A 26,384-nucleotide genomic window follows, 5' to 3' on the forward strand; every position below is an offset into this window, starting at 1 on the left:
GCGGGCTCAGTTGGCGCTGAGGACCGCCGGGCGGCGGGAGGCGATGACCTTCCGCGCCAGCGAACGCGGGCTGGTCAGAAAGCCGTAGCCCCAGGACATGTGCATGGTCGCGAGGGCGACGGGGATCTGCACGCGCGCCTTCGGCGGGAGGTTCCTGCCGGCCGGGATCGAGCCCGCGACGATCGCCGCGAGATAGCCGCCGGGGATCACCAGGGCCCACGGGGTGACCAGCGCGCCCAGCACGAGGCTCGCCGCGATCGCGCAGACCGCCGTCGGCGGGGCGAGATAGCGCAGGTTGATGGAGCCGGCGTGGTAGCGGGCGACGACATGGCGCCAGCGGCCGTAGTCCTTGTACTGCTTGGCGAGGGCCTTCACGCTCGGCCTCGGGCGGTACGACACCTTCAGCTCCGGCGAGAACCAGATCAGCCCGCCGGCCTCCCGGATGCGGAAGTTGAGCTCCCAGTCCTGGGCGCGGATGAACTCCTCGTTGTAGCCGCCCTGCTGCTCCAGCGCCTCGCGCCGGAAGACGCCGAGGTAGACGGTCTCGGCCTGCTGCGCTTCGCCCCCCGTGTGGAAGGCGGCGTTGCCGACGCCGATCTTCGAGGTCATCGCGGCGGCGACGGCGTGCTCCCAGTCGTTCTCGCCCTCGGCGTGCATGATGCCGCCGACGTTCTGCGCGCCGGTCTCCTCCAGGAGCCGTACGGCGGTGGCGATGTAGTTCGGCGAGAGAATGCCGTGGCCGTCGACGCGGACGACGATCGGATGGCGGGAGGCCTTGATCGCGGCGTTGAGGGCGGCGGGTGTGCGGCCGGTCGGGTTCGGGACGGTGTGCACACGAGGGTCTTCCGCCACGAGCTCGGCGGCGATCTCGTCCGTGCGGTCCGAGGACGGACCGAGGGCGATCACGACCTCCATCTCGCCGGCGTACTCCTGCGCGAGGATCGCTTGGACGGCTCCGCGCAGATGCCGCTCCTCGTTGAGGACGGGCATGATGACGGACACGGCGGGGAGCTGCAGGTCGGGATTGGCGTTCATAGGGGCCTCACGTTACCGCGAACGGGGGACACCGGTGCGCCCCGCCGGGACCGGTGCTCCGGGCAGCAGATCGTATGGCCCTACGGTGCTCACGGATCCCACGTTCGGCCCCCAGGGCAAGCCCCAGCGGAGGTATCGCCCCATGCCCACGCCGCCCCGCCGCTCCCCAGCCCCCGCGCAGCGACGTCCGCAGCCGTCCCGCGGCAGCGAGCGGCCGGTCGCCCCGGTGCGGCGCAAGCGGCCGCGCTGGGCCATGCGGGCGGTGACGACGCTGTCCGTCATGGTGCTCGCCTCCGCCGGGATCGGGCACGCGGTGGTGTCCAGCCTGGACGCGAAGATCGAGCGCGTGGACCCGTTCAAGGACATGAAGAACCGGCCGCCGACCGGGCACGGGATGAACGTCCTGCTCGTCGGCACCGACGGCCGCGACCGCATCAGCGACGAGGAGCGGCGCAAGTACAAGCTGGGCGGCGCCCCCTGCCACTGCACCGACACGATCATGATCGTGCACATCTCGGCGGACCGGGAGCGGGCGAGCGTGGTGAGCCTGCCGCGCGACTCGTACGCCGAGGTGCCGGGCGGCGAGGGGCGCGAGGCGCATCCCATCAAGATCAACGCCGCGTACGCGGAGGGCGGTCCGAACCTCACCGTGCGCACGGTCGAGCACATGACCCACGTCAAGATCGACCACTATCTGGAGGTCGACTTCACCAGCTTCATGAAGACGGTGGACGTGCTCGGCGGCGTGCGGATCTGTACGGCCGAGCCGCTGGAGGACTCCTACACCGGCCTGGACCTGCCGGCCGGCTCGCACCGGCTGATGGGCGGTGAGGCGCTGCAGTTCGTGCGCGCGCGGCATGTCGACAGCGACTCCGACCTGGGGCGGGTACAGCGTCAGCAGCGGTTCATGGCGGCCCTGGTCGAGCGGGCGACGTCGTCGGGGATCCTGCTTAACCCGATGCGGTTCCGGGACGTGACGCGGGCGGTGCTGGGGTCGGTGCGGGCCGACAAGGAGTTCGGCACGGGCGAGCTGCTCGACCTCGGGCGGGCGATGCGGAACTTCTCGCCGTCGTCGTCGGAGTTCACGACCGTGCCGATCGGGGAGCTGGGTTACAACGTCAAGGGCCTCGGTTCCACGGTGAAGTGGGACACCGAGCGGGCCGAGCGCCTGTTCCGGGCCCTGCGCGAGGACGAGCCGCTGTCCGCGCGCCGGCCGGGGCGCAGGGCCGTCCCGGTGGAGGTCGCCCCGCAGCAGATCCACGTCCAGGTGGAGAACGGCACGAAGGACACCGGTCTCGGCAAGCGCGTCGACTCGGCGCTGGCGGGGATCGGGTTCCGTACGACGGGACGCCCGGTGGCGTCGGAGGGCCGCTCGCTGAAGCGGACGGTCGTCGCCCACGACCCCGGCTGGGACCGCTCGGCGAAGTCCCTGGCCGCCGCGCTGCCCGGCAGCGAGCTGCGCGCGGTGAAGGGGCTCGGGCCGACGCTGAAGGTGATCGTGGGCGCGGACTTCAAGCAGGTGCGCAAGGTCCGCGCCGAGGACCCGTTGCAGGGCCATTCCAGGGTGGTGCGGGGGGACGAGACGGGGTGCTCGTAGGCCCGGGACCGCTCAGTCCTCGTACCCCTCCGCGAACCGCTTCTCGCGCAGTTCCTTGATCGCGCGGCGCCGGGCCAGGCGGTGGGTGCGGCGGATCTGGGCCTCCTGGTAACGGCGGTTGTCGCGCTCGGTCTCCGGTATCACCGGGGGCACCCGGCGCGGCTTGCCGTCGGCGTCGACTGCCGCGAACACGAGGTACGCCGAGCCGACCTGGGTGGGCGGCGTCGACTCGTTCCAGCGCTCGGCCAGAACCCGTACGCCGACCTCCATCGAGGTCCGGCCGGTCCAGTTGACCTGGGCTTTCACATGGACGAGGTCACCGACGCGGACCGGTTCGAGGAACGCCATCTCGTCCATGGACGCGGTGACGGCGGGGCCGCCGGAGTGCCGGCCGGCCACGGCTCCCGCGGCATCGTCGACGAGCTTCATGATCACACCGCCGTGCACCGTCCCCAACAGGTTGGTGTCGCTGTGGGTCATGATGTGGCTGAGGGTGGTGCGGGACGCGGAGATCAGCTTGCCCGGTATCTCCGAATTGTCCGACTCCACTGCGGTGACCTGGTCTGTCATGACGTCCACCTTATGCCTCGTCGACATTCGCGGACTTTGTGTTGGGTTCGCAACAGCAGTGCCTCTATTTTCCGCCGAACCTTGTAAGACACCTGGGCGTGCCCTGCACACTGGGGCGCATGAATGACTGGCCCCAGGCATGGTCCGACGACAACCGCGGCAACCGCTACGGACGTGGCAGCGCAGGCGCACAGCCCGAGGGCGCGCGCGTCATGCGGCAGGTCCGCCGCGGCCAGACCGCGCCGCCCGGCCAGGGCTACGGCGGGGTGCCTCAGCAGCAGTCCTACGTCAACGGCCAGGGCCACGGGGGCTACGACGACGACGGCTACGACAGCGGCTACAACACCGGCCAGGTCTACGGCGGCGGTCCGGGCGACCCCGGCGGCCGGGGGGCGCGCGAGCCGCGGCCCGCGCCGAACTGGCGGCGCCGTTTCAAGTGGACCGCGATAACGCTGGTGACCGTGCTGGTCGTGACGACCGTCGCCACCTACTTCTGGGCCGACTCCAAGCTCAACCGCGACGTCGACCTGTCCAAGGTCATCGACCGTCCGGAGGCGGGCGAGGGCACCAACTACCTCATCGTCGGCTCCGACAGCCGTGCGGGCATGACGGACGAGCAGAAGAAGGAACTGCACACCGGGTCCGCCGAGGGCAAGCGCACGGACTCGATGATGATCCTGCACGTCGGCAGCAACGGCGACACCCTGGTCTCCCTGCCCCGCGACTCGAACGTCAAGATCCCGTCCTACAAGGGCTCCGACTCCGGCAAGCTCTACGAGAGCACGGGCCGCGAGACGAAGCTGAACGCGGCGTACGCGGAGGACGGTCCCGAACTGCTGGTCCGTACCGTCGAGGCCAACACCGGTCTGCACATCGACCACTACGTCGAGATCGGCTTCGCGGGCTTCGCGAACATCGTGGACTCGGTCGGCGGCGTCGAGATCGACATCCCGCAGGACATCAAGGACTCCAAGTCCGGCGCGGACTTCAAGAAGGGCAAGCAGACCCTGAACGGTCAGGAGGCGCTCGCCTTCGTCCGCACCCGGTACGCGCTGGCCGGCTCCGACCTGGACCGTACGAAGAACCAGCAGAAGTTCCTCTCGGCCCTGGCCAACCAGGTGGCGACCCCGAGCACCGTCCTCAACCCGTTCAAGCTGTACCCGACGATGGGCGCCGGCCTGGACACCCTGATCGTCGACAAGGACATGAGCCTGTGGGACCTGGCGTCCATGTTCTGGGCGATGAAGGGCGTCAGCGGCGGTGACGGCAAGTCCATGAACATGCCGATCTCGGGCAACTCCGCGAACGGCAACCTCCAGTGGGACACCGCGAAGGTGAAGCAGCTCGTGGAGCAGCTGAAGAACGACGAGACGGTGACCGTCACCAGCAAGTGAGGCACCCGCGACAGCGGTCGAGGGCACCCGGTGCGGGTGCCCTCGAGTGCTGTCAGGCGGTCGTCACATCGTGGCGCCCGCCATCGTGCGGCAGGTCGCGGCACAGCGGCGACACGCCTCGGCACATCGCATCATCTGCGGATCGTCCGGCATGGACATACACGCCTCGGCGCACATCTCACAGGCCTTGGCGCACATCGCGCACATCTCGGCCGACATCGGCGAGCGGCGCATCATCATGTCCGCGCACATCCGGGTCGTCTCGGCGCAGTCCATGAGCGCGCGCATGATCTGCATCTGAGGCTGACCGCCCATCTGCATGCAGGAGCTCATGGTCTCCTCGCAGATGCTGTGGCAGGTCATGCACGCGTCGACGCAGTCCTGCATCTCCTTGCTCATCGCAGGCATGGTCCGGGACTGGGTCATGGCTCCTCCTGGGGGTGCGGGAGCCCAGGGCGGGCCCCGTGCCCTTCCGTCCTACGCCCGACCACCGCGCCGCGCCATCGGGCGGACGCGAACAATTCCCACCAGATGCCGCACAGGACACGATCCACCAGGTTCTGCCGCAGGCTCGGCCACAAGGGCCATACGGGTGAAGGGCGCCCGGAGTTCCGAGCGCCCTTCACGGTCAAGTCCCCGGGGGTTACGGCAGGTTGCGCGCCATGACGATGCGCTGGACCTGGTTGGTGCCCTCGTAGATCTGCGTGATCTTGGCGTCGCGCATCATGCGCTCGACCGGGTAGTCACGGGTGTAGCCGTAGCCGCCGAGGAGCTGGACGGCGTCCGTGGTGACCTCCATCGCCACGTCCGAGGCGAAGCACTTGGCGGCGGCGCCCAGGTAGGTGAGGTCGGCGTCGCCGCGCTCGGAGGCCGCGGCGGCCTGGTAGGTCAGGGCGCGGGCGGCCGAGATCTTCATGGCCATGTCGGCGAGCATGAACTGGATGCCCTGGAAGTCGGCGATCGGCTTGCCGAACTGCTTGCGCTCCTGGACGTAGCCCTTGGCATAGTCGAGGGCGCCCTGGGCGATGCCGAGGGCCTGGGCGGCGATGGTGATGCGGGTGTGGTCCAGCGTCTTCATCGCGGTGGCGAAGCCGGTGCCCTCCTCGCCGATCATGCGGTCCGCCGGGATGCGGACGTTGTCCAGGTAGACCTCGCGGGTCGGGGAGCCCTTGATGCCGAGCTTCTTCTCCGGGGCGCCGAAGGAGACGCCCTCGTCGGACTTCTCCACGACGAACGCCGAGATGCCCTTGGAGCGCTTGGCGGGGTCGGTGACCGCCATCACCGTGTAGTACTCGGAGACGCCGGCGTTGGTGATCCAGCGCTTCACGCCGTTCAGGACGTAGTGGTCGCCGTCGCGGACCGCCTTCGTCTTCATGCCGGCCGCGTCGGAGCCGGCGTCGGGCTCGGACAGGCAGTAGGAGAACATGCCGTCGCCCTTGGCGAGCGGGGTCATGTACCGCTTCTTCAGGTCCTCGGATCCGGAGATGATCACGGGCAGGGAGCCGAGCTTGTTCACGGCCGGGATGAGGGAGGAGCTCGCGCAGACGCGGGAGACCTCCTCGATCACGATCACCGTGGCAAGAGCGTCCGCACCCGCGCCGCCGTACTCCTCGGGCACATGGACGGCATGCAGGTCGTTGGCCACCAGCGCGTCCAGCGCCTCCTGCGGGAAGCGCGCCTCCTCGTCCACAGCGGCGGCGTGCGGCGCGATCTTCGCCTCGGCCAGGGAGCGGATGACGTCACGGAGCATGTCGTGCTCCTCGGACGGGCGGTACAGGTCGAAATCAGCCGATCCGGCCAAGGTCTCTCACGCTCCAAGGACGCTGAGTGGCAAGTGTGATGCTGGTGCTAATTACCGTTAAGTAACTCAAATTTTAGGGGGCGGCCCACGGGAGGGATACGTGAGCTTGGCGACAGCGGGGAAGTTGCCCGTCAGACCCTCCGACTATGCTCGGGCGCGCACGCCCCCGTCCCCCTTCTGGAGTACCCATGGCCCTCAAGATCACCGTGATCGGTACCGGCTATCTCGGCGCCACCCACGCTGCCGCCATGGCCGAGCTCGGGTTCGAGGTGCTGGGGCTCGATGTCGTGCCCGAGAAGATCGAGATGCTCGGCCGGGGCCAGGTGCCGATGTTCGAACCGGGCCTGGAGGAGCTGCTGCGCAAGCACGTCGCCGGCATCGAGGGCTCGACCGGTCGGCTGCGCTTCACGATGGACTGGGCGGAGGTCGCCGAGTTCGGCGATGTGCACTTCGTCTGTGTGAACACCCCGCAGAAGCACGGCGAGTACGCGTGCGACATGAGCTACGTCGACTCCGCGGTCGAGTCCCTCGCCAAGCACCTGCGCGGCCCCAACCTGGTCGTCGGCAAGTCGACCGTGCCGGTGGGCAGCGCGGACCGGCTCGCGGCCCGCATCCTTGAGCTCGCGCCCGGCGGTGGCGAGGTGGAGCTGGCCTGGAACCCGGAGTTCCTGCGCGAGGGCTTCGCCGTCGACGACACCCTGCACCCGGACCGGATCGTGGTCGGTGTGCGCAGCGAGCGGGCCGAGAAGCTGCTGCGTGAGGTGTACGCGACGCCGATCGCCGACGGCTCCCCCTTCGTCGTCACCGACTTCCCCACCGCCGAGCTGGTGAAGACCTCCGCCAACTCCTTCCTCGCCACCAAGATCTCTTTCATCAACGCGATGGCGGAGGTGTGCGAGGCGGCCGGCGGCGACGTGGCCAAGCTCGCGGAGGCCATCGGGCACGACGACCGGATCGGAAAGAAGTTCCTGCGGGCCGGCATCGGCTTCGGCGGCGGGTGTCTGCCCAAGGACATCCGCGCCTTCATGGCCCGCGCCGGCGAGCTGGGCGCCGACCAGGCGCTGACGTTCCTGCGCGAGATCGACTCGATCAACATGCGCCAGCGCGGGCAGATGGTGGAGCTCGCCCGGCAGGCGCTGGGCGGCGGGTCCTTCCTGGGCAAGCGGGTCGCGGTGCTCGGCGCCACCTTCAAGCCCGACTCGGACGACGTACGGGACTCGCCGGCGCTGAACGTCGCCGGGCAGATCCACCTCCAGGGCGGCCAGGTCACGGTCTACGACCCCAAGGGCATGACCAACGCCCGCCGCCTCTTCCCGACCCTCGGCTACGCCGACAGCGCGACGGACGCGGTGCGGGGCGCCGATGTCGTCCTGCACCTGACGGAGTGGCGCGAGTTCCGCGAGCTGGACCCGAAGACCCTCGGCGAGGTCGCGGCGGCCCGCGTCATCCTGGACGGCCGCAACGCCCTCGACCCGGAGCTGTGGCGCAAGGCGGGCTGGAGCTACCGGGCGATGGGGCGGCCGACGGCCTAGTGGGCCGCCTGGTCAGGGGTAGGGCACACCACTGACACCGGATCGGACAGCACCGGACACGGGTGACGCCGCTTCGGCCGAGGCTCAGTCGGCCGAAACGGCGTCCTTCGCATTCTGCCGCACACCGGCGCAGCACGCCGAATGAATCTTCAACGACCTTTCGAAAAGACTCACTTCGCTCGGTAGCGCCGCATCTTCGCGCGCGCCCCGCACACCTGCATCGAGCACCAGCGGCCGCGCCCCGCCGGGCTGCGGTCGTAGTACGCCCAGTGGCAGTCGGCCGCCTCGCAGGCCTTGAGCCGGATCCAGGTGCCCTCGACCAGGGCGCGCGCGATGGCCGCCGCCACCCGGGAGCGCAGCGGCCCCTCGTCGGCGGGGGCGAGGGTGGCCGACCCGTCGGCGGCGTCGACCGCGACCACCAGCGGGCTCTCCCCCAGCAGGGCGCCGAGCGGGGTCACCTCGCGGTGCGGCGGATGGCCCGCGTGGGCGAGGAGGGTCACCCGCAGGGACTCCCTGAGCTCCCGCGCCCCGGCCACGTCCCCCTCGGCGAGCCCGAAGCGCGCCCTGACCTCGGCCGTGTCCAGCGAGTCGCCGCCCGACTCCAGGTCCAGCGTGTTGACCAGGGACTGGATCAGCTCCAGGCCCCCGGGCGCGGGCGATCTCTCACTCATGGCTGCACGCTACCTTCCGATCCCCCTTGCGACGTTACCTCCAATGCGGGAGCATGCGGTAACGCAGTTACCTGTTGCCGCGATATATGGGTAACAAGGTACGAGTAACAAGACCTCAAGGAGGAAGTCATGGCCATCGCCGAACTGGGCGCCGTCGTCCTGGACTGTCCCGACCCCCGCGCCCTCGCCGACTTCTACGCGAGCGTGCTCGGCGGCAGCGTGGAGGGCGACGAGGACTGGGTGGACCTGAAGGCGCCCGGCGGGCGGACACTGGCATTCCAGGCCGCCCCCGGGTTCGTACCGCCGCAGTGGCCCGCGCCCGATCACTCGCAGCAGTTCCACCTCGACCTGACCGTCCAGGACCTGGACGCGGCCGAGGAAAAGGTGGTCGCCCTGGGCGCGAAGCCGCTGGACACTGAGGACCGCTCGCGCACTTTCCGCGTGTACGCGGATCCGGCAGGGCACCCGTTCTGTCTTTGCGCCTGCTGATCAAGTCCCCACAGCCGGGAGGATCCACATGGCACCCGTGGCACGCCTGCGCAACGTAGTCATCGACTGCCCCGACGCGCGCGCCCTCGCCCGTTTCTACGCCGCTGTCGGCGGCGGCACACCGCAGGACGACGACCCCGAGTGGGTCGTGCTCCAGGTCCCCGGCGGGCCGCGGCTCGCCTTCCAGCCGGCGCCGGGGTACACCCCGCCGGAGTGGCCGCGGGCCGACCGCAACTCCCAGCAGTTCCACCTCGACTTCGACGCCGGGTCCACCTGGGAGGAGGTCGAGGCGGCCCAGGAGAGGGTGCTGGGACTGGGCGCGCGGTTGCTGCACGCGGAGGACAAGGAGGACTTCCGGGTGTACGCCGATCCGGCCGGCCATCCCTTCTGCCTGTGCCGGATCGAGCACCCGTGACGGCTATCCGTCCAACTCCGCGATCTTCATCGTCGAGGGCGCCCGCCGCCGCTGCGCCTCCCGGGCCGTGAAGTCCGCCTCACGCAGGACCCGTTGGACGTTGCCCCAGGTCAGCAGGGCGATATCGGCCTCCGACCAGCCACGGCGCAGCAACTCGGCGACGAGGTGGGGATAGCAGGAGGCGTCGGTGAGGTCCTGCGGGTGGGCGGCCCCGGCGTCGTAGGTGCCGGACAGGCCGACGCACTCCGGGCCGGCCACCTCACGCACATGGTCGAGGTGGTCGGCGACATCGCGGACGGACGGGCCGGTCTGCTCGGCGGTGAGCGGCACCATGCACAGGCCCCTGGCGGCGCCGAGCTCGGCGAGCAGGTCGTCGGGGAGGTTCGCCGGATGTGGGCGCAGGGCGCGGGCGGCGGAGCGGGCGCACAGGACCGGCGCCTTGGAGACCGCGCACGCCCGGCGCACGGTGTCCTCGGAGGCGCCGGAGAGGTCGGCCAGCACACCGAGCCGGTTCATCTCGCGCAGTACCTCCTCGCCGAACCGGGTCAGCCCCGCCTCACTCGCCCAGGACACACCGGAGAGGGTGAGGGCACGCAGCCCCAGCCCGTGCAGCGAGCGCAGGATGCCGAGCGAGTCACCGAGCGCGGCGGCTCCTGCCGGGCCCGGCAGGACGGCGACGCGGCCGCTGTGCCGGGCATCGGTGACCGGCCCCGGGGTGTCGGCGAGACGCAGGCCCTCGGGGTGGGCCCGTACGACGGTCTTCACCAGGTCCAGCTGCTCCAGCGTGGCACCGACGGCCCGGTCCCCGGCCAGTCCCTCGGGCAGGTGCAGCGCCCAGAACAGCGCGCCGACGTGGCCCTCGCGCATCCGCGGCACGTCGGTGTCGACGGCGCTCTCGCCGAGCTCCAGGTCGAACCAGGGCAGTCGGCGCAAGGCCCACGGCAGCCCGCTGTAGCCGTCGGCGACGGGATGCTCGGCGAGGAGGGCATGGGCGCGGGCGAGCAGATCGGCGTCGGAGTCGGCGTCGGTGACGCTGCTGTCGTACGACCTCCCGGCGAACGGGTCGGGCAGGTCACCGAGTTCGTCGACCTCGGTGCCGGTGTCCAGGTCGTCCGTGAGGTCTGCCATGACGGTCTCCGTACGTGATCGGTGTCCTGATCAAGCAGTACGGTTCACCGTCGCACGGACCCGAAAGGGCGTCCTGGTGGGCGATCCGTTCGGGGGTACCGCGCGGCGGCCGGCATGGAACGGCGCGCTCGGGGGTAGCCGCGTCGATCAGCGCTCCCGCGCCGCCTCGATGACCTCGTCCAGCGTGTCGCGGGAGCGGACCAGGTCGGCGATCGTGCGGTCGATGCGCTCGCGCTCGGCGGTGAGGTCCTCGACCAGCCGGGGCGTGGCGATGACGGAGGGGCCGCCGTCGGCGTCCCGCATGCAGGGCAGCAACTGGCCGATCCGGCTGCTGTGCAGCCCGGCGGCGAACAGCTCCTGGATCCGGATGACCCGGTCGACGGCCGCCTCCGCATAGTCGCGATGCCCGCCGGGGGTGCGCTCGGCGCGCAGCAGCCCCTGGGTCTCGTAGTAGCGCAGCGACCGCTCACTCACGCCGGTGCGCCGGGCCAGTTCACCGATCCGCATTCCGCGCCGCCCCCCTGGTTCCCTGGTCCGTCCGGGCTTGAATCTGACACTGATGTCAACTTCTACGGTACGGCCATGACGCACACGACCGACAGGAACGCAGCCGTCCGATCCCTCCTCGCCCCGGCCCGCCTGGGCCCCCTCCCCCTGCCGAACCACCTCGTCATGGCCCCGCTGACCAGGAACCGAGCGGAAGCCGACGGCACCCCCACGCCGCTCATGGCCACCTACTACGCCCAGCGCGCTTCCGCCGGCCTGATCATCGCCGAGGCCTCGACGCCGAACGCGACCGGGCAGACGTATCCGAACATCACGGCGATCCACTCGCCCTCGCACGTGGCCGGCTGGCGGCAGGTCACGGATGCCGTGCGGGCGGCCGGCGGCGGCCCGATGTTCCTGCAGCTCCAGCACGGCGGCCGGGTCGGCCACCCCGCGACCAGCGGGCTGACCCCCGTCTCGCCCTCTCCCCTGCCGCTCCCGGAGACGATCTTCACGCCCGACGGGCACCGCCCCGCCGTGGTCCCCCGGGAGATGACGGTCGACGACATCCACGCCACCGTCGCCGACTTCGCGACCGCCGCCCGCAATGCCGTGGCCGCCGGCTTCGAGGGTGTCGAGGTGCACTCCGCGAACGGCCATCTCCTGCACCAGTTCCTGGCCGGCAACACCAACCGCCGCACGGATGGCTACGGCGGCTCGGTGGGCGGACGGATCCGGTTCGTGCGGGAGGTCGTCGAGGCGGTCGCGGCCGCGATCGGGCCGGCGAGGGTGGGCGTACGGATCTCACCCCGCAACACCGTCAACGGCATCGAGGAGACCGACACCGACGCGCTCTACCCGGCGCTCGTGGAGGCGCTGGGCGGGCTCGGGCTCGCGTATCTGCACCTCGTGCACGCCGACCCGGCGGACCCGCTGTTCGGGCGGATCCGGGCCGGCTGGCCGGGCACCCTGATCGCCAACCCGGTGCTCCCCGAGCTGACCACGGACGCGATCGGCGAGGCGTCGGCCCGGCTGCTGGCGGCCGGAGCCGACCTGATCGCCCTCGGCCGCCCGTTCCTGGCCAACCCCGACCTGGTGCGGCGGCTCGCGCTCGGGGCGCCGCTCAACCCGGTGCGGGACCGGTATCTGATGTACACGGGCGGGGCGACCGGCTACACCGACTACCCCGCCCTCGACGATCAGCCGTCCAGCTCCTCGATGGTCGCGTTGGACGGACCCCGCGTCGCCTGAAGGTCACGGGCCACGTCCTGCGCAGCACCCAGCACCCGTACCGCGTTCTGCCAGGTCAGCTTGGCCAGGTCGGGCTTCGACCAGCCGCGGTCCAGCAGTTCGGCGATCAGGTTGGGGTATCCGGAGACATCGCTGAGGCCGTCGGGGGTGAAGGCGGTGCCGTCGTAGTCGCCGCCGATGCCGAGGTGGTCGACGCCGACGACCTCGCGCATGTGGTCCAGGTGGTCGGCGACGGTGGACACCGTGGCGATCGGGCGCGGGTTGGTCTCCTCGAAGGCGCGGTGCACCTTCATCGCCTCGGCGGTCGTGTCGAGGTGGTGGAAGCCGTGGGCGCGCATGTTCTCGTCGGCGGCGAGCGTCCAGTCGACCGCCGCCTGGAGCACGAACTTCGGCACGAACGTCACCATCGCGACGCCGCCGTTGCCGGGCAGGCGCTCCAGCACGTCGTCCGGGATGTTGCGCGGGTGGTCGCACACCGCGCGGGAGGAGGAGTGGGAGAAGATCACCGGGGCGGCGGTGGCATCGAGCGCGTCGCGCATCGTCGTGGCCGCCACGTGCGAGAGGTCCACCAGCATGCCCTCGCGGTTCATCTCCCGGACCACCTCGCGGCCGAAGGCGGACAGGCCGCCCACGCCGGGGTCGTCCGTCGCGGAGTCGGCCCACGCGATGTTGTCGTTGTGCGTGAGCGTCATGTAGCGGACACCCAGCGCGTACAACGCGCGTAGCGTGGCAAGGGAGTTCGCGATGGAGTGTCCGCCCTCCGCGCCCATCAGGGAGGCGATACGGCCCTCCGCGCGCGCCGCCTCCATGTCCGTGGCCGTCAGCGCCGGGCGCAGGTCCTGCGGATAGCGGGCCAGCAACTGCCGTACGCAGTCGATCTGTTCGAGGGTGGCGCTGACCGCCTTGTCACCGGCGTAGTCCGAGCGGACGTACACGGACCAGAACTGCGCGCCGACGCCGCCCTCGCGCAGGCGGGGGATGTCGGTGTGCAGATGGGCGCCCTGGTGGCCGGCGATGTCGCGGGCGTCGAGGTCGTAGCGGACCTGTTCGCGCAGCGCCCAGGGCAGGTCGTTGTGGCCGTCGACGACCGGGAAGTCGCGCAGGAGTTCCCGGGCTGCCTCCAGGGAGGTCATCGGCGTCACTTCCCCGAGCCGAAGCCGAAGCCGCTCGCGCCCTCTACCTTGGCGCGCAGGCGCTTGCCCTTCTCGGTGGCCTGGTCGTTCAGGTCCTGCTGGAACTCCCGCATCCGCTGGAGCAGGTCCTCGTCGTGGGCGGCGAGGATGCGGGCGGCGAGCAGTCCGGCGTTGCGGGCGCCGGCGACGGAGACGGTGGCCACGGGCACGCCGGCCGGCATCTGCACGATGGACAGGAGGCTGTCCATGCCGTCGAGGTACTTCAGCGGGACGGGGACGCCGATGACCGGCAGCGGCGTGACGGACGCGAGCATGCCGGGCAGGTGGGCGGCACCTCCCGCCCCGGCGATGATCACCTTCAGCCCGCGCTCGGCCGCCTGCTCGCCGTACGTGACCATCTCGCGCGGCATGCGGTGCGCGGAGACGACATCGACCTCGAAGTCGATCTCGAACTCGTCGAGGGCCTGGGCGGCCGCCTCCATGACGGGCCAGTCGGAGTCCGACCCCATGACGATGCCTACAACCGGGCTCATTCGGTAATGGTCCCTCTCAGGTAGCCGGCAGCGTGACGGGCGCGCTCCAGCACGTCGTCCAGGTCGTCGCCGTAGGTGTTGACGTGGCCGACCTTACGGCCGGGTTTTACGTCCTTGCCGTACATGTGGATCTTCAGCTGCGGGTCGCGGGCCATGCAGTGCAGGTACGCGGAGTACATGTCCGGGTAGTCGCCGCCGAGGACGTTGACCATCACGGTCCACCTGGCGCGCGGGCGCGGGTCGCCGAGGGGGAGGTCGAGGACGGCCCGGACGTGGTTGGCGAACTGGGACGTGCTCGCGCCGTCCTGGGTCCAGTGGCCCGAGTTGTGCGGGCGCATCGCCAGCTCGTTGACGAGGATGCGGCCGTCGCGGGTCTGGAACAGCTCGACCGCGAGGTGGCCGACGACGCCGAGTTCCTTGGCGATGGTCAGGGCCATCTCCTCCGCCTTGAGGGCGAGGGTCTCGTCGAGGTCGGGCGCCGGGGCGATCACGGTGTCGCAGACGCCGTTCACCTGCTGGGACTCGACCACCGGGTAGGCGACGGCCTGGCCGTGCGGCGACCGTACGACGTTGGCGGCGAGCTCGCGGACGTAGTCGACCTTCTCCTCGGCGAGGACGGGGACGCCGGCGCGGAACGGGTCGGCGGCCTCCTCGACGGAGTCGACGACCCACACGCCCTTGCCGTCGTAGCCACCGCGGACCGTCTTGAGGACGACCGGGAAGCCGTCGCCCTCTCCCGCGAACGCGGCGACGTCCTGCGGGTCGCTCACGAGGCGGTGCCGGGGGCACGGCACACCGATCGCATCGAGCCTCGCGCGCATCACGCCCTTGTCCTGGGCGTGCTGAAGCGCGTCGGGGCCCGGGCGGACGGGGATGCCGTCCGCCTCCAGGGCCCTGAGGTGCTCGGTGGGTACATGTTCGTGATCGAAGGTGATCACATCGCACCCGCGGGCGAACTCGCGCAGCGTGTCGAGGTCGCGATAGTCGCCGATGACGACATCGCTGACGACTTGCGCCGCGGAATCCTGCGGGGTGTCACTGAGGAGCTTGAACCTGATGCCCAGCGGGATGCCTGACTCGTGCGTCATACGCGCGAGCTGGCCCCCGCCGACCATGCCGACTACCGGGAACGTCACGCCCCTAGGGTATCGGCCGCTCGGGGGCGACCCTCTTACCGGACTTTTCCGCGTCTCTTCCCAGGCCTGTGGGGACACGCACAGGCAATCGCGAAGGGGGGTGGTTAGCATGGCTGGGTTGACGAAACCGACGACACATCGACCGACAGGAGCCTTCACGACCATGGGACGTGGTTCCTCGGGGCTTCATGCGTCGCCTCCGGTATCCGGCAGTTCAGTACGGCAACGACTCGACCGGCTGGTGCGTGAGGTCGCCAAGTTCGGTGCGGTGGGTGGCGCGGGGCTGCTGGTCAATCTCCTCGTGTTCAACCTGGTGCGGCATGTCACCGACCTCCAGGTGGTGCGGGCGAGCGTCATCGCGACGGTCGTCGCGATCATCTTCAACTACGTCGGCTTCCGGTACTTCACGTACCGGGACCGCGACAAGAGCCGCCGTACGAAGGAACTGACTCTGTTCCTGCTGTTCAGCGCGGTCGGTCTGGTGATCGAGAACGGTGTGCTGTACGCGGCGACGTACGGCTTCGGCTGGGACAGCCCGCTGCAGAGCAACGTCTTCAAGTTCCTCGGCATCGGTATCGCGACGCTGTTCCGCTTCTGGTCGTATCGCACGTGGGTGTTCCGTGCGATGCCGGTGGAGGAGTCGGTGGCTGCAGCGGAATCGTTCCTGGAGCCGCGGGAGCCCGCGGCTCAGGAGCGGCGGGTGGGGCAGCGGGTCGGCTGACACGGCTGTCGCCGTCCGCGGGCGCCGGGGATCCTCCGGCCGACCGACCGGCTACCTGACCGTCGACCCCGAATCCTGTGCCTTCTTCGGGGGCTGCGTGCGGGACAGGAACAGGGCTATCACCGGCGGCTTCGTCTGGAGCATCTCCAGGCGGCCGCCGTCGGCCTCTGCCAGGTCCCGGGCGACCGCGAGGCCGATGCCCGTGGAGTTGCGGCCGCTGATGGCGCGCTCGAAGATGCGGGCGCCGAGGTCGGCGGGGACGCCGGGGCCCTCGTCCGTCACCTCGATGACGGCCTGGTTGCCGGTGACGCGGGTGCGCAGTGCCACCGTGCCGCCGCCGTGCATGAGGGAGTTCTCGATCAGGGCGGCGAGGACCTGTGCGACGGCGCCCGGTGTGCCGACCGCCTGGAGGTGGCGCTTGCCGGAGCTCACGATGGCCCGGCCCACGCTGCGGTAGGCCGGGCGCCACTCCGCCAGCTGCTGCTGGATGACCTCGTCGAGGTCGAAGGTGACGGCCGAGCCGGTGCGCGGATCGCGGGAGTTGGTCAGGAGCCGTTGGACGACGTCCGTGAGGCGCTCGACCTGCGTCAGGGCGATGGTTGCCTCGTCCTTCACCGTGTCGGGATCGTCGGTGAGGGTGATCTCCTCCAGGCGCATGGAGAGGGCCGTGAGGGGGGTGCGGAGCTGGTGCGAGGCGTCCGCGGCCAGGCGGCGTTCCGCCGTCAGCATGCGGGCGATGCGCTCGGCGGAGGAGTCGAGGACATCTGCCACTCGGTCCAGCTCCGGGACGCCGTAGCGCTTGTGGCGGGGGCGGGGGTCGCCCGAGCCGAGGCGTTCGGCCGTTTCCGCGAGGTCGGTGAGGGGGGAGGCGAGGCGGTTCGCCTGGCGCACAGCCAGCAGCACCGCCGCGATCACCGCCAGGAACGCCACCGCCGCGATGATCAGCAACGTACGGCCGACCTCCCGCGTCACCGACGAGCGCGGCTCCTGCACGGTGACCGTCTCGCCCTCCTCGCCGGTCTCCGTGGCGCTGATGACGTCACCGGTGGGCTTGGTGCCCACCTCGATCACCGGCTTCTGCGGGATCCGGATCTCGGCGTAGCGGTCGCCCTGGATCTGGTCGCGCAGCACCGAGGCGTCCACGGTCTCGTCCCCGAGCAGCCGGCTGTCCACGATGCTGGCGAGCCGTACGGCCTCGGTGTCCACCCGCTCCTGTGCGGTGCTGGTGATCGTCCGCGTCTCGACGATCACGAGTGACACGCCGAAGACGGCGATCACGACGAGAACGACGGCGAGGGTGGACTGGATCAGTCGGCGGCGCATGTCCTGTTACTTGTCCGTAGGGCCGGTGGGCTCGGCTCAGCTCTTCTCGAAGCGGAAGCCCACGCCTCGCACCGTCGCGATGTAGCGGGGGTTGGCCGCGTCGTCGCCCAGCTTCTTGCGCAGCCAGGAGATGTGCATGTCGAGCGTCTTGGTCGACGACCACCAGGTCGTGTCCCAGACCTCCCGCATCAGCTGGTCCCGGGTCACCACCCGGCCGGCGTCCCGCACCAGCACCCGCAGCAGGTCGAACTCCTTCGCCGTGAGCTGGAGCTCCTCGTCGCCCATCCACGCGCGGTGCGACTCGACGTCGATCCGTACGCCGTGGGTGGCCGGCGGCTGCTGGGGCTCGGCCGCACCGCGCCGCAGCAGGGCCCGGACCCGGGCGAGCAGCTCGGCCAGCCGGAACGGCTTGGTGACGTAGTCGTCGGCGCCCGCGTCCAGGCCCACGACGGTGTCCACCTCGTCGGCGCGCGCGGTCAGGATGAGGACCGGCACGGTGTGGCCCTCGGCACGCAGTCGCCGGGCCACCTCCAGGCCGTCCATGCCGGGCAGGCCGAGGTCCAGCACGACCAGATCGATACCGCCCTGCATTCCCGCGTCGAGCGCGGTGGGGCCGTCCTCGCGCACCTCGACCTCGTACCCTTCCCGGCGCAGTGCGCGGGCCAGTGGCTCCGAAATGGACGCGTCGTCCTCGGCGAGCAGTACTCGGGTCATGAGGTGATGGTAGTCCGCCCATGACAAGAGCTGGAGGGTGATCGGCCGCCCGGATTCTCACCGGCCCCTGGCGTGACTCTTACCTTCGCCCGCTGTGGTACAGACCTATGCCGATGAAGTGCGATCCTGGAAAGGACCTTGGAAAGGGTGTCCGCGGTTCCATCGACACCTGTGATCCCTGTCTCAAGTCCTTCCATATCCGGCAGTGTCCTGACGTATGGTGAATCTACGCCCGTAGCACTACGGGGACCTTCGGCGCACTTGACGCTGAGGGTCTCTTTTGTGTGCGGGACCGGCGCTCACCGGTCCCGAATGGAATGACCTGTGGCCGGGCCCCCGAAGGCGGGGGCGTGGATCCCGACGGTCGCCGTCATCCCCTCCGTGATCCGGAGCGGACTGCCCCTGGGCGTGGGGTGGACGGACGTGTCCGCCGGTGCCGGCCGCCCCCCACCGGGCGCGTGAACGTTCTACGTCGGTGCGCGTCCCGACCAGCAAGGATCGACCATGGCGTCCAGCCTGACGAAGGACTCGGCCCGCCCGGGCACCCCCGGCTCCGAGAAGACCTTCTTCGGCCACCCCCGCGGACTGGCCACTCTCTTCATGACCGAGATGTGGGAGCGTTTCTCCTACTACGGCATGAGGGCACTGCTCCCGCTGTACCTGGTCGCTCCGGGCGGCCTGCACCTCAACCCTGCGACGGCTACCGCGATCTACTCGGTCTACGTGTCGATGGTGTACCTGCTCGCCATGCCCGGCGGCTGGTTCGGCGACCGGGTCTGGGGCCCGCGCAAGACCGTCGCCGTGGCCGGCGGCATCATCATGCTCGGCCACCTCACGCTGGCCCTGCCGTCCTCCGGCACGTTCTACGCCGGCCTCGGCCTGGTCGCGATCGGTTCGGGTCTGCTGAAGGCCAACATCTCCACGATGGTCGGCCACCTCTACGACGGGCCGTCCGACCCCCGCCGCGACGGTGGCTTCACGGTCTTCTACATGGGCATCAACCTCGGTGCCTTCGCCGCGCCGCTGATCATCGGCACCATCGGTGAGAGCGTCAACTGGCACCTGGGCTTCGCGCTCGCCGCACTCGGCATGGCGCTGGGCCTCGCCCAGTTCCTGATCGGCTCGCGCAACCTGGCCGAGCGCTCCAGCGTCGTCCCGACGCCGCTGTCCGCCGAGGAGAAGTCCTCGACCCTGCGCAAGGCGGCGATCTGGGCCGGTATCGCGGTCGTCTTCTACGCGATCGTCGGCTTCTCCGGCAGCTACACGCTGAACTGGGTCCTGGTCCCGCTGACCCTGCTCGGCGTGATCATCCCGACGATGGTCCTGGTCCGCATCAAGCGCGACAAGGACCTGGACCGTGCCGAGCAGTCGAAGATGTCCGCGTACATCTGGTTCTTCGTGGCCGCGGCCGTGTTCTGGATGATCTACGACCAGGGCGGCTCGACCCTGTCGATCTTCGCCGACGGTTCCGCCGAGAACAGCGTCCTCGGCTGGGACTTCCCGGTCTCCTGGTACCAGTCGGTCAACCCGGTCCTGATCATGGCGCTGGCCCCGGTCTTCGCCTGGTTCTGGCTGGCGCTGAACCGGCGCGGCAAGGAGCCGAGCACGATCGTGAAGTTCGGCTCGGGTCTGGTCCTGGTCGGCACGTCCTTCTTCCTCTTCCTGGCCCCGCTGTCGATCGCCGAGGGCGGTCACAAGGCGGCCGCGATGTGGCTGGTGGCGATCTACTTCGTCCAGACCGTCGGTGAGCTGCTGCTCTCCCCGGTGGGTCTGTCGGTCACGACGAAGATGGCGCCCGGGAAGTACGCCTCGCAGATGATGGGCGTCTGGTTCCTGGCCGTCACCGCCGGTGACGCCACGACCGGTCTGCTCTCCATCGCCGGTGTCGACCTGAACAAGTCGAACATCGTGGCCCTGGAGGCGACGCTCGCCGTCCTCGCCGGTGTCGCGGTGTGGATGTACCGCAAGAAGGTCAAGGAGCTCATGGGCGACGTCCGCTAGCGCGGGGCTGCCTGAGCCGAAGGGGCCGTTGCAACCTGCCCGGGTTGCAGCGGCCCCGTCCGTTTTCCGACTGTGCGCGGTTCCCCGCGCCCCCAAGAGGACTGTCTGATCAGCGCGTCCTGCGTCCGGGCATGAACGTGAACACCGCCCCGCCCAGCAGCAGTGCCGTCCCCGCCACCAGGCCCAGGGCCTTCAGGGTGCCGTGGTCCTCCGCGCCCGTTGCCGCGAGGCCGCCGTTCGTCGACGAGCCGCCCGCGGAGCCTCCCGCCGAACCGCCGCCCGACGCCCCGCTCGCCTGCTCGCTCGTGTCCAGGGTCAGGGAGACCTCCGACTTGGCGGGGGTGCAGGTCGTCGTCGTGCCCAGAGCCTTGATCGTCAGGACGCCCGGGGAGAGGGTCGACTCACCGCTCGCACCCGGCTTGTACGTGCCCGTGAGGTCGGGGATCTCGATCGGCTCGCCGGACTTGATGTCCTCGGAGTTGGTCGGGCCCTCGACATGGACGGTGCCCTTGTCGGCGCCGCCGAGGGCGACCTCCATGGACGGCTTGACCGAGTCCTTGGGGATGTCGGCGGGGCTGTCCATCACCGACTTCTTGAACTGGACCGTCAGGTCGAAGCTCCCGCCGTTCTTCTTGGCGTTGATCTGGACCGGCGAGGTCGCCTCCTTGTCACCGATGGGCGTCTTGCACTTGTAGGGGACCTGGACCTCCTTGCCGGTGAAGTCGCTCTGGCCGCCGCCACCGCCCCCGGCTGCGCCACCGGTGCTCGCACCGCCGTCGTCCCCGCCCGTCTCGCTCTCACTCGGCGTCGGGCTGGAGGATCCGGTCGGCAGACCGGTCGGCACGCCCGTCGGGAGCGTCGGGATCACCGTCGGCAGGCCTCCCGTCGTACCGCCCGAGCTTCCGCCGGCGCCCGTCACCTTGATCGTCGCCCCCTGCTTCACCGCCTCCTTGGGCGTGCACTTGGTGTCCGTGGAGATCGGCTTGTTGACGTTGATGTTGTACGCGTCCGGCGTCAGCGTCACCTCGCCCGGCGCCGTCAGCTTCAGCTTGCCCTTCATGTCGGACAGCTTCATGTCGCTGTTCTTGGGGATCGGCGGGTTCTCCCGGGGTCCCTGCATGGCGATGTCCCCGGTCTGCGCACCGGCCGCCTTCAAGGTGCCCGTCGGCTGGACCGTGTTCTGCTCCAGGTCGAGGATGTTCGGGTTCTTGGACGCCGCCTGGACGAACTTCCAGACGACCTCCACCTCGTCGCCGACCTTCGCCTCGGCGGGCGCGGTGATCTCCACCTTCGTCGTGCCCTGGACCGGCGGCAGCCCGGAGATGGCGGGCGGGATGCACTCGGTCGCGTACGCCACCTCCGCCGCCTGGGCGGTCCCGGCGGACACGCCGAGCAGGACGCCCGCACCGCCGAGCATCAGGGCGGCGCCCGCCGCACTCACTCTGCGGGGGCGGGCCGGTGTGACTCTCCTTCGCTTGCTCACGTGGATCCCTTCCAGGTCTGAGTCGTGGGACTCGTCGGGCTGTCGTCGTGCGGTGCGGAGAGCCGACCGGCCGTGCCCGGATCGCTGTCCGGTGCGAACCACGGCAGGGTCGATGAGGGTGAGGCCGCGTGCCTCGCCTCTTCCCGGGGCCGCAGCCCCGGCAGGCGCAGGGCGACTTCGGGCAGGCGCAGGCCCCTACGGCGGGCCGACTGCCGCGGCCGTACCCGGTCCACCACCGCCATCCCGACCCGGAACAGCGCCGCCGGTACGACCAGACAGACCAGGATCCAGAACAGCGTCACGCCCCAGGGCCGGCCCACGCCCCAGGGCTGCTCGGCCATCACCTTGCCGCCGTACTTCAGGGAGACGGTGTAGTCGCCGTGCGCCGCGGCGGCGAGCTCCACCGGGAGCTCGATGCGTGCCTTGCGGCCCGGCTGGATCGTGCCGCGCCACTGCTGTTCCTCCCACTGCGGGGCGAACACGCCGTGGGAGGTGCCGACCTGGAAGACCGGGTTCTTGACGGCGGAGGTGCCGACGTTGCCGACCGTGAAGACGAGCGTGCGGGCCGGCGGGGCGCCGAACCAGGTGAGCAGGCCGCCGGAGCCGTCCAGCCGGGTGTCCGTGAGGACCGACAGGCGTCCGCCGGCCGGCTCCGCGGGCAACGGCTCGACCGCGTGTCCGGCGACCTGGAAGATCGCGTCGGCCTCGGCCTTCGCCCCGGTGACCGTCGCCACGTGCACGACGCACGGGCACGGCACGGGCGGCTCGGCCACGGGCAGCTTGCGGCTGAAGCGGCCCTCGGCGTCCGTCGTCACGGCCCTGCCGTCCGCGTTGGCGCAGGAGTTGGTGCCCCCGGTCACCCCGGTCGACGGCACGGACTGACCGCAGATCAGGAGCATCAGCAGCGCATGCGGCCGCCAGCCGCTGCCGGACACGGTGACCGAGCCGCCCGTCCCCGCCTGGGACTTGGACAGCTTCACGGCGGGCGGGTCGTCGGCCGCCGACGCGCTCACGGCCGCCATCGGCAGCAACAGCAGCGCCAGTACCGCCACCAGCACCGGAATCCGCACCCTGCCGCTCACGTCCCCACTCCCGTCAACTCCGGCTGCTGCAAAGGCCGTTCGACCTGGCTCGCCTCGCCATCGTTCGGCTTACGCCGCCTTCGGCGTCGTACGGCGAAGAGGGCGCCCGCCGCCGCGAACGCCCCCGCGGCCCCCGCCACCGCGCCCCACGGCACGAACCGCACCGACACCTGCGCGGTGTCGGCCGCCCCGCCCGCCGCCGTCACCGTCAGCCGCAGGTCGGCCGCGTCGAGCGCGGGCCGGTCGGGCCAGGGCTCGGTGAGCCGGGTGCGGCTGCCCGGGGGCAGGTCGACGGGCAGGGGGCGCGGGGCGCGGTCGAGGAGGCGGCCGAAGACCCCGTCGGCGCGCACCGCGAGGCTCGGAGCGATGGCGGTCGTACCCCTGTTGACCAGCTCGTATGTGATGCCGTCGGCATGCACCGCCACATGCTCGACGGTCAGCGCGGACAGCTCCGGGCCGGTGACGCGCAGGCGCAGCGGGACGGTCTGCGCGCGGCCGTCGGTGTCCCGGGCGACGATCCCGCCCGCGCGGTCACCGGGGGCCGTGCCCGTCGGGACGCTCACCGTGAACGGGACCTCGGCACGGGTGCGGGCCGGAATCCGCACCCGGCTCTCGGCGAAGGCGATCGGCACGCCGGTGCCGGTCAGCCGTACGGTGACCGGCTCGGCGCCGCGGTTCGTCACGGACACCGTGTCCTGCTGGACCGTCCCGGGCCCGCCCTCGGTGTAGAAGGACGGGCGCCCGCCCCCGGAGGGCGCGACGAGCCAGGCATCGGCGGCGGTCGCCGTCGGGGCCACCGCCAGCAGGGACAGAAGCAGCAGGGGCAGACACAGGACACGGGCGGCTGACGACATCGGCGGCTCCAGCGCTGTCATACGGGGGCGTTCAGCGGCGTGCTGTCTGCCCCCTGCGCGTCAGCCACAGCGCGCCCGCCGCACCCGCGAGCAGGACCGTGCCGCCCAGGGTGCCGAGGGCGATCGCCGAGTCCTCGGGGCCGGTCTGCGGGAGCTCGTCGCCCGAGCCGGAGCCGCTCTGGGGTCCGCTGTCGGCCCCGCCGCCCGCCGCCGTCACGTCGAGGCTCAGCGACGGCCCGGGACTGTTGGCCGGAGTGCAGGTGGTGGTCGTGCCGAGGGCCTTGATGGTGAGGATGCCCGCGGTGAAGGTGACCTTGCCGGTCTTCTTCGGGGTATACGTGCCCGTCAAGTCGTTGATCTTGATGGGGGTGTTGGCGGGAATGGCCTCCTGGTTGGCGGGGCCGGTCACGTTCATGGTGCCGCTGTCGGCGCCGCCCAGCTTGATGGTGGCGCTCGGGCTCATCGCACCCTTGCCCAGCTCGACCGGGCTGGACGAGACGCCCTTCTGCCACGACATGGTGACCTTGTAGCCGCTGCCGCTCTTGACGCCCTTGATGTCGATGGGCGAGACGGCGCTCTTGTCGCCGATCGGCGTCTTGCAGGCGTAGTTGACGTCGACGACCTCGGCCCTGGCCGCGGGGGCGGCCATCAGCACCGCCGAGCCGGCCAGGGCCGCGACGGTCGCGAGCGCGGCGGTTCGCTTCTGCTTCGACACGGTCCCCTCATTCCTGACGGCATATCAGATCGGCCGTCAAGGTACGCCCGGGGCCCCGAGGAAGGAAGACACGGTGCACACCGGAGTTGTGGCGATCCGGCGTGCACCGAGTGGAGGGGGTGACCGCCGGTAACTCAGGGTCGGGCCGGGCCCAGCACTTCGGGCAGCCCCCACCGCCGCAGCACCTCGGGCACGGCCACGGTCCCGTCCGCCCGCTGGTGCTGCTCCAGGATCGCGGGCACGAGCCGGCTGGTGGCGAGGCCCGAGGCGTTGAGGGTGTGGACGTACGCCGCCTTGCCGCCGCCGGCCGGGCGGTACCGGATGGCGCCGCGCCTCGCCTGGTACTCACGGGCGTTCGACACCGAGCTGACCTCGGCATACGCGCCGAGGCTCGGCAGCCAGACCTCCACGTCGTAGGTCTTGGCCTGCGCGGGGCTGGTGTCCCCGGCGGCGAGCTTGGTGACCCGGTGGTGGAGCCCGAGCCCGGCGACCAGCTCCTCGGCGCGGGCGAGCAGTTCGAGGTGCGCGGCGTCCGAATCCCCGGGCCTCGCGAACTGGAACAGCTCCACCTTGTTGAACTGGTGCCCGCGCAGCGTCCCGCGTTCCGCCGTCCGGTGGCTGCCGCTCTCCCTGCGGTAGCAGGGCGTGTAGGCGACGTACCGGCGCGGCAGGTCCCGCTCGTCGAGCGTCTCGCCGCGATGGAGGTTCACCAGGGCGGTCTCGGCGGTGGGCAACAGGAAGCGGTCGTCCACGCGGTAGACCTCATCGGCGAACTTCGGGAACTGCCCGGCCGTGTACCCGGCCTCGTACGTCAGCAGATGCGGCGGCAGCACAAACTCGTAGCCCGCCCGGCGATGGGCGTCCAGGAAGTGATTGAGCAGCGCCCACTCCAGGGCGGCGCCCTCTCCGCGGTAGATCCAGTGGCCGTTCCCGGCGAGGGCCGTGCCCCGCTGGTAGTCGATCAGGCCGAGCTCCTGGGCGAGGCGGACGTGATCGCGGGCCGGGAAGGCGAAGGCGGGCGGGACGCCCACGCTCCGCAGGACCTCGTTGTGCTCCTTGCCGCCCGCCGCCACGTCGTCGTCCGGGAGGTTGGGCAGGGCGTCGAGGAACTCCTGATGGCGGGCGGCGAGCCCGGCGAGGCCCGCCTCGGTCTCGGCGAGCCGGTCGGCCAGGGCCTTGGCCTCGGCCCGCAGCTCGTCCGCGGGGTCGTCGGTACGGCGTCGTACGTCGATCCCGGCCGAAATCCGCCGCCGCTCGCCACGCAGCCGCTCCACGGCGGCGCGCGCCTCACGGAACTCGGTGTCGAGGGCGAGGAAGGCCGGGATGTCGGCGTCCGCGCCACGTTTGCGCAGGCCGGCGCGGACCTGGTCGGGGTGCTGTCGGATGAGGGTGACGTCGAGCATGGCGCTCTGCTCCGTCCGGTCGACCGGAGCGGCAGGGTCCGCCCCGGGGTGGTCCCTCGGGGCGTGGGCGAGAGGGTCGCTCGCGGTGCCACCACGCCTTCATCGCCGTACGACGACCGTAGGGCCGTACGACGATCTCGTCGGGCCCGATGACGGGGGCCGGCCGGCGGGGCATTTCCTCCCCGCACTCGGGAGTGGATTCACCAGGGACGCGAGGCCGCCTTCTCAGCGACCGGCGGCTCTCTCGGCTCGCGGACCCCGGCTACTCGTCTCCGTCAGTGCGTTGCAGCGAGGCTAGAGCAGCGCCTCGGCGAGGCGGAACCGATTTTCCACCGCGGCCCGACGGGCGCCCCCTCATGCCGGAGCGCCCAGCTCCGCCCACACCGTCTTGCCCGCGACGCCGGGCGTCCGCATGACCCCCCAGTCCAGGCACAGCCGCTGCACGATGAACATGCCGTGGCCGCCGGGACGCCCCGCGCGGTGCGGGGTGCGGGGTGCGGGCTGGCCGGTGCCCTTGTCCGTGACCTCGATGCGGATCACCTTGTTGTCGCAGGCGATCCACATCTCGTCCGGTCCCTCGGCATGCAGACACGCGTTGGTGACCAGCTCGGAGACCACGAGCAGCACGTCCTCGGCGGCGGCCCGCTGGTCCGCGGTGGCGGCGGGCATCCAGCCCCAGGCGTACAGCGCCTGCCGGGCGAAGTCACGGGCGAGCGGGACGACCCCGCTGCGGCCCTCGAAGTCCAGCCGGCGGACCTGACGCCCCGCGGACGCCTCTGCGGACTCCTCGGGCCTCAGGGACGGCACAGCGCCCCCGTCGGACGCTCCCGCCGCCGGCGCGCCCCGCTCGGCGGCCCCCGTCATCGGGCCCGACGAGATCGTCGTACGGCCCTACGGTCGTCGTACGGCGATGAAGG

26 protein-coding genes are annotated in these 26,384 nt (G+C 70.9%); 8 read left to right on the plus strand and 18 right to left on the minus strand.

The features are described 5' to 3' along the window. Positions 1-6: 6 nt before the first annotated feature. Positions 7-1,035: a glycosyltransferase family 2 protein gene (locus tag EAO75_RS38055; RefSeq protein WP_147999652.1), complete on the minus strand. Its 1,029-nt coding sequence runs from the start codon at positions 1,033-1,035 to the stop codon at positions 7-9. Positions 1,036-1,177: 142 nt separating this feature from the next. Here EAO75_RS38055 and EAO75_RS38060 point away from each other — a divergent pair, with 142 nt between their 5' ends. Then, positions 1,178-2,632 carry an LCP family protein gene (locus EAO75_RS38060; protein WP_147999653.1) on the plus strand — a complete coding sequence of 485 codons (1,455 nt, stop codon included), beginning with the start codon at positions 1,178-1,180 and terminating at the stop codon, positions 2,630-2,632. A gap of 12 nt (positions 2,633-2,644) precedes the next feature. Here the strand turns inward: EAO75_RS38060 and EAO75_RS38065 are convergent, their stop codons facing one another. After that, positions 2,645-3,202 carry an acyl-CoA thioesterase gene (locus EAO75_RS38065; protein WP_187284749.1) on the minus strand — a complete coding sequence of 186 codons (558 nt, stop codon included), beginning with the start codon at positions 3,200-3,202 and terminating at the stop codon, positions 2,645-2,647. A gap of 119 nt (positions 3,203-3,321) precedes the next feature. Here EAO75_RS38065 and EAO75_RS38070 point away from each other — a divergent pair, with 119 nt between their 5' ends. Then, positions 3,322-4,596, plus strand: a complete 1,275-nt coding sequence (locus EAO75_RS38070; protein ID WP_187284750.1) for an LCP family protein — start codon at positions 3,322-3,324, stop codon at positions 4,594-4,596. Positions 4,597-4,659: 63 nt separating this feature from the next. Here EAO75_RS38070 and EAO75_RS38075 read toward each other — a convergent pair whose 3' ends face one another. Both EAO75_RS38075 and EAO75_RS38080 read right to left on the minus strand, forming a co-directional pair. Beyond that, entirely contained in the window at positions 4,660-5,022 is a 363-nt protein-coding gene (locus tag EAO75_RS38075) for a four-helix bundle copper-binding protein (RefSeq protein WP_147999655.1), read from the minus strand. Between the two features lie 217 nt (positions 5,023-5,239). Next, the gene (locus EAO75_RS38080; RefSeq protein ID WP_147999656.1) at positions 5,240-6,397 is read right to left on the minus strand and encodes an acyl-CoA dehydrogenase; all 1,158 of its coding nucleotides are present in this window, start codon (positions 6,395-6,397) and stop codon (positions 5,240-5,242) included. Positions 6,398-6,585: 188 nt separating this feature from the next. On the opposite strand from EAO75_RS38080, the gene EAO75_RS38085 reads away from it, so the two are divergent. Continuing rightward, positions 6,586-7,929 (plus strand): UDP-glucose dehydrogenase family protein, encoded by a 1,344-nt coding sequence (locus EAO75_RS38085; RefSeq protein WP_147999657.1) that lies wholly within the window; start codon positions 6,586-6,588, stop codon positions 7,927-7,929. Between the two features lie 170 nt (positions 7,930-8,099). Here EAO75_RS38085 and EAO75_RS38090 read toward each other — a convergent pair whose 3' ends face one another. After that, complete coding sequence (locus EAO75_RS38090) at positions 8,100-8,600, minus strand: CGNR zinc finger domain-containing protein (protein ID WP_147999658.1); 501 nt, start codon at positions 8,598-8,600, stop codon at positions 8,100-8,102. 129 nt (positions 8,601-8,729) lie between these two features. On the opposite strand from EAO75_RS38090, the gene EAO75_RS38095 reads away from it, so the two are divergent. Then, positions 8,730-9,089, plus strand: a complete 360-nt coding sequence (locus EAO75_RS38095) for a VOC family protein (protein WP_147999659.1) — start codon at positions 8,730-8,732, stop codon at positions 9,087-9,089. A 28-nt stretch (positions 9,090-9,117) separates the two neighbouring features. Continuing rightward, on the plus strand, positions 9,118-9,504 hold the full coding sequence (locus tag EAO75_RS38100; protein WP_147999660.1) for a VOC family protein: 387 nt from the start codon (positions 9,118-9,120) through the stop codon (positions 9,502-9,504). 3 nt (positions 9,505-9,507) lie between these two features. On the opposite strand, the gene EAO75_RS38105 is transcribed toward EAO75_RS38100, so the two are convergent. Next, positions 9,508-10,632, minus strand: a complete 1,125-nt coding sequence (locus EAO75_RS38105; protein WP_147999661.1) for a dipeptidase — start codon at positions 10,630-10,632, stop codon at positions 9,508-9,510. Positions 10,633-10,779: 147 nt separating this feature from the next. After that, entirely contained in the window at positions 10,780-11,139 is a 360-nt protein-coding gene (locus EAO75_RS38110; RefSeq protein WP_147999662.1) for a MerR family transcriptional regulator, read from the minus strand. A 75-nt stretch (positions 11,140-11,214) separates the two neighbouring features. Here EAO75_RS38110 and EAO75_RS38115 point away from each other — a divergent pair, with 75 nt between their 5' ends. Then, positions 11,215-12,369, plus strand: a complete 1,155-nt coding sequence (locus EAO75_RS38115) for an alkene reductase (RefSeq protein WP_147999663.1) — start codon at positions 11,215-11,217, stop codon at positions 12,367-12,369. On the opposite strand, the gene EAO75_RS38120 is transcribed toward EAO75_RS38115, so the two are convergent. From EAO75_RS38120 to EAO75_RS38130, 3 genes are read right to left on the minus strand one after another with little or no spacing between them, the layout of a single operon-like run. Continuing rightward, positions 12,318-13,502, minus strand: coding sequence for a dipeptidase (locus tag EAO75_RS38120; protein WP_147999664.1), 1,185 nt, complete (start codon positions 13,500-13,502; stop codon positions 12,318-12,320). The two genes, EAO75_RS38115 and EAO75_RS38120, sit on opposite strands and share 52 nt — an antisense overlap. Positions 13,503-13,507: 5 nt before the next feature. Then, entirely contained in the window at positions 13,508-14,035 is a 528-nt protein-coding gene (gene purE / locus EAO75_RS38125) for a 5-(carboxyamino)imidazole ribonucleotide mutase (protein ID WP_187284752.1), read from the minus strand. Next, positions 14,032-15,171: a 5-(carboxyamino)imidazole ribonucleotide synthase gene (locus tag EAO75_RS38130; RefSeq protein WP_147999665.1), complete on the minus strand. Its 1,140-nt coding sequence runs from the start codon at positions 15,169-15,171 to the stop codon at positions 14,032-14,034. Before EAO75_RS38130 ends, purE begins: the two co-directional genes overlap by 4 nt. Before the next feature lie 163 nt (positions 15,172-15,334). On the opposite strand from EAO75_RS38130, the gene EAO75_RS38135 reads away from it, so the two are divergent. Next, positions 15,335-15,892 (plus strand): GtrA family protein, encoded by a 558-nt coding sequence (locus EAO75_RS38135; RefSeq protein ID WP_147999666.1) that lies wholly within the window; start codon positions 15,335-15,337, stop codon positions 15,890-15,892. 51 nt (positions 15,893-15,943) lie between these two features. Here EAO75_RS38135 and EAO75_RS38140 read toward each other — a convergent pair whose 3' ends face one another. Both EAO75_RS38140 and EAO75_RS38145 read right to left on the minus strand, forming a co-directional pair. After that, the gene (locus EAO75_RS38140) at positions 15,944-17,215 is read right to left on the minus strand and encodes an ATP-binding protein (protein WP_147999667.1); all 1,272 of its coding nucleotides are present in this window, start codon (positions 17,213-17,215) and stop codon (positions 15,944-15,946) included. Positions 17,216-17,251: 36 nt separating this feature from the next. After that, the gene (locus EAO75_RS38145) at positions 17,252-17,929 is read right to left on the minus strand and encodes a response regulator transcription factor (RefSeq protein ID WP_107905766.1); all 678 of its coding nucleotides are present in this window, start codon (positions 17,927-17,929) and stop codon (positions 17,252-17,254) included. A gap of 504 nt (positions 17,930-18,433) precedes the next feature. Here EAO75_RS38145 and EAO75_RS38150 point away from each other — a divergent pair. Then, positions 18,434-19,930: an oligopeptide:H+ symporter gene (locus EAO75_RS38150; RefSeq protein ID WP_147999668.1), complete on the plus strand. Its 1,497-nt coding sequence runs from the start codon at positions 18,434-18,436 to the stop codon at positions 19,928-19,930. 109 nt (positions 19,931-20,039) lie between these two features. Here the strand turns inward: EAO75_RS38150 and EAO75_RS38155 are convergent, their stop codons facing one another. The 6 genes from EAO75_RS38155 to EAO75_RS38180 all read right to left on the minus strand — a co-directional run bounded on the left by EAO75_RS38155 (position 20,040) and on the right by EAO75_RS38180 (position 26,331). Then, positions 20,040-21,347, minus strand: a complete 1,308-nt coding sequence (locus EAO75_RS38155; protein WP_148000527.1) for a hypothetical protein — start codon at positions 21,345-21,347, stop codon at positions 20,040-20,042. 62 nt (positions 21,348-21,409) lie between these two features. Beyond that, on the minus strand, positions 21,410-22,435 hold the full coding sequence (locus EAO75_RS38160) for a hypothetical protein (RefSeq protein ID WP_261989663.1): 1,026 nt from the start codon (positions 22,433-22,435) through the stop codon (positions 21,410-21,412). 56 nt (positions 22,436-22,491) lie between these two features. Then, positions 22,492-23,349, minus strand: a complete 858-nt coding sequence (locus tag EAO75_RS38165) for a hypothetical protein (RefSeq protein ID WP_147999670.1) — start codon at positions 23,347-23,349, stop codon at positions 22,492-22,494. 31 nt (positions 23,350-23,380) lie between these two features. Then, entirely contained in the window at positions 23,381-24,064 is a 684-nt protein-coding gene (locus EAO75_RS38170) for an LPXTG cell wall anchor domain-containing protein (RefSeq protein WP_147999671.1), read from the minus strand. A 134-nt stretch (positions 24,065-24,198) separates the two neighbouring features. Next, on the minus strand, positions 24,199-25,467 hold the full coding sequence (gene serS, locus EAO75_RS38175; protein ID WP_147999672.1) for a serine--tRNA ligase: 1,269 nt from the start codon (positions 25,465-25,467) through the stop codon (positions 24,199-24,201). A gap of 354 nt (positions 25,468-25,821) precedes the next feature. Further along, positions 25,822-26,331 carry an ATP-binding protein gene (locus EAO75_RS38180; RefSeq protein WP_147999673.1) on the minus strand — a complete coding sequence of 170 codons (510 nt, stop codon included), beginning with the start codon at positions 26,329-26,331 and terminating at the stop codon, positions 25,822-25,824. Positions 26,332-26,384: the final 53 nt, after the last annotated feature.

It is taken from the genome of Streptomyces sp. UW30, assembly GCF_008042075.1.
Classification (GTDB): domain Bacteria; phylum Actinomycetota; class Actinomycetes; order Streptomycetales; family Streptomycetaceae; genus Streptomyces.